We start from the raw sequence: 2,958 nt of genomic DNA, 5'->3' as shown, positions 1-2,958 counted from the left end.
GCCGATGAGGCGGCGTTGACGGCCGAGGTCGCCGGGTCGACCCCCGGCGCGACCGACGCCGGGGGAGCGCTCGACCTCGACGCCCTGACCGACCTCGTCCGCGGGGCCGGACTCGTCCTCAGCGGGGACACCGGAATCGCGCACCTCGCGACGGCGCTGGCCACCCCGTCGGTGGTCCTCTTCGGCCCCGTCCCGCCCCGGTGGTGGGGCCCGCTCATCGACCCTCATCTGCACCACGTCCTGTGGCACGGCGACCCGGACGCCGACTCGTGGGGCGACCCCCACGGTGACGTCGTCGATCCACGACTGGACGCCGTGCGGACCGACGAGGTGCTCGGATCAGCCTTCGACCTACTCAGCCACGACACGGGGAGGACCACATCATGACCCGAACCATCACACGGGCCGTCGTCACCGGAGGCGCCGGTTTCCTCGGCAGCCACCTGTGCACCGAACTCCGCCGCCGCGGCGTCGAGGTCGTCGCCCTGGACAACTTCCTCACCGGCACACCGGACAACCTCGCGCACCTCGCCGCGGATACCGGGTTCCAGTTGATGGAGCGTGACGTCACCGACTACGTCCACGTCCCGGGCCCGGTCGACCTCGTCCTGCACTTCGCGTCCCCGGCCTCGCCGATCGACTATCTCAAGCTACCCATCCACACCCTCCGGGTGGGGTCGCAGGGGACACACAACGCCCTGGGCCTCGCCCGCGACAAGGGCGCCCGGTTCGTCCTGGCCTCGACCTCCGAGGTGTACGGCGACCCACTCGTACACCCGCAGCCCGAGACGTACTGGGGCAACGTCAACCCGGTCGGCCCCCGCGGGGTGTACGACGAGGCCAAGCGGTACGCCGAGGCGCTCACCGAGGCCTACCGCACCACCCACGGAGTCGACACGGCGATCGTGCGCATCTTCAACACCTTCGGCCCCCGCATGCGCCCGCACGACGGGCGGGCGATCCCGACCTTCATCCGGCAGGCGCTGCGCGGAGAGGAACTCACCGTGGCCGGCGACGGGTCCCAGACCCGGTCGGTGTGCTTCGTCGACGATCTCGTGCGCGGGATCCTCGCGTTGGCCGAGTCGGGCCACGCGGGGCCGATGAACATCGGCAACCCCAACGAACTCGAGGTGCTGCGTATCGCCCGCGACGTCATCGAGGCGGTCGGCTCGTCCTCGCGGATCCGGTACATCGACCGTCCCGTCGACGACCCGCAAGTCCGGCGCCCGGACACAGCGCTGGCGACCGAGGCGCTCGGCTGGGAGCCGGCCGTCCCGTGGGCGGACGGTCTCGCGCGCACTGTCGAGTGGTTCCGGACCAGGACACCGCAGGAGCTCTCCGCACCGACCGCGTGAGCCAGATCACCCACCCTCCACTTTCGGGTGTATGAGGGTGTGGCAGTCATCACATACCTTGTCCGTCAATCGACGTTCACGCGTCGGGGACCACAGCGCCGGGACTCCACCCGGCGGCCCCTCACAGGACTTGGAGTTGTCTTGACTGCCACGAACCTCCCCGCGGGCGATCCGGCGCCGCCGAACCAGCCCCCGGCCACCCAGAAGACCTCGCTCGCGAAGGTCGCCGCGGCCTCCTCGATCGGCACGACCATCGAGTGGTACGACTTCTTCATCTACGGCACCGCCGCGGCCCTCGTCTTCCCGACCCTGTTCTTCCCGGATCAGAACCCCGCCACGGCGACCCTGTCGTCCTTCGCCACGTTCGCCGTCGCCTTCTTCGCGCGGCCCGTCGGCGCGGCGGTCTTCGGGCACTTCGGTGACCGGATCGGTCGCAAGCGCACGCTCGTCTGGACGCTCATGATCATGGGCGTGGCGACCGTGTTCATCGGCCTGCTGCCCGGCTACGACACCGGGGCCTTCGGGGCGTTCGAGAACGGCATCGGGATCCTCGCGCCGACCCTGCTCGTGGCGTGCCGCTTCTTCCAGGGCTTCGCCGTCGGCGGTGAATGGGCCGGTGCGACGCTGCTCACCGCCGAGTACGCGCCCAAGGGCAAGCGCGGACTCATGGGCATGTGGCCCCAGCTCGGCGTGGCCTTCGCCTTCTTCCTCTCCTCGGGCACCTTCCTGCTGTTCTCCCTCATCGCCGGCGACGGCGCGGACATCAACAGCCCGTTCATGCAGTACGGCTGGCGCATCCCGTTCCTGCTGTCCGCCGTCCTGGTCCTCATCGGCCTGTGGATCCGCATCTCGGTCGAGGAGACCCCCGTCTTCAAGCAGGACCGCGCGCGTGCCGCCACGGAGACCGCGCCCCGGACGCTGCCCTTCGCCGATGCGATCCGCTTCCAGTGGAAGGAGATCCTCATCGCCGGTGGCGCGCTCACCTCGCTGTTCTCGCTCTTCTACATGGGCACCTCGTTCCTGACGAACTACGCCACCAAGAACCTCGAGCACCCGCGGCCGTTCGTCCTGGGCATGGGCATGCTCGCCGCGCTGATCTTCGGTGCCGCCATCGCGGTCTCCGCCATCTACTCCGACCGGATCGGACGCAAGAAGGTCATCGGTACCTCGGTCGCGCTGGCCGTGATCTGGACGCTGTTCGTGTTCCCGATCCTCGACACCGGTTCGCCGATCGCGTTCGCCCTGGTCCTGTTCGTCACCCTCATCATCTTCGGCATCGCCTACGGCCCGGCTGGCGCCCTGCTGCCCGAGCTGTTCCAGGCCCGCTACCGCTACACCGGCGCCGGGCTCGGCTACAACCTCGCCGGCATCCTCGGCGGTGCGCTGCCGCCGCTGGCCGCCGCCGCGATGGTCGCCGATGGCAACACGCTCGGGGTGGGCATCATGCTCTCGCTGCTGTCGGTCATGTCGATGCTGTGCGTGTGGCGCATGACCGAGTCGAGCAAGAACGACATGGACGCTGACGCGGAGATCACCGCCGACCGCGTCCTCGCCGCCGAGGTGCCGTGATCCGCACCCGGTGAGGGGGCTCCGCACCCGGAGG

The 2,958-nt window shown here is 69.7% G+C and carries 3 protein-coding genes; all 3 read left to right on the top strand.

Going from position 1 to position 2,958, the window contains the following annotated elements:
• Window positions 1-387 (top strand): glycosyltransferase family 9 protein (locus HMPREF3086_RS17030; protein WP_141764152.1); only part of this gene is annotated, 387 nt, incomplete at its 5' end.
• A complete protein-coding gene (locus HMPREF3086_RS17025) occupies window positions 384-1,355 on the top strand; it encodes an NAD-dependent epimerase/dehydratase family protein (RefSeq protein ID WP_070723131.1) in 972 nt (323 codons plus the stop codon). The genes HMPREF3086_RS17030 and HMPREF3086_RS17025, both read left to right, overlap by 4 nt.
• A gap of 141 nt (window positions 1,356-1,496) precedes the next feature.
• Window positions 1,497-2,924 (top strand): MFS transporter, encoded by a 1,428-nt coding sequence (locus tag HMPREF3086_RS17020; RefSeq protein ID WP_070723126.1) that lies wholly within the window; start codon window positions 1,497-1,499, stop codon window positions 2,922-2,924.
• Window positions 2,925-2,958 lie beyond the last annotated feature (34 nt).

The sequence above is a fragment of the Dietzia sp. HMSC21D01 genome (genome assembly GCF_001815995.1).
GTDB classification, from domain to species: Bacteria; Actinomycetota; Actinomycetes; order Mycobacteriales; family Mycobacteriaceae; genus Dietzia; species Dietzia cinnamea.
This window is presented reverse-complemented; position numbering and strand designations above follow the sequence as displayed.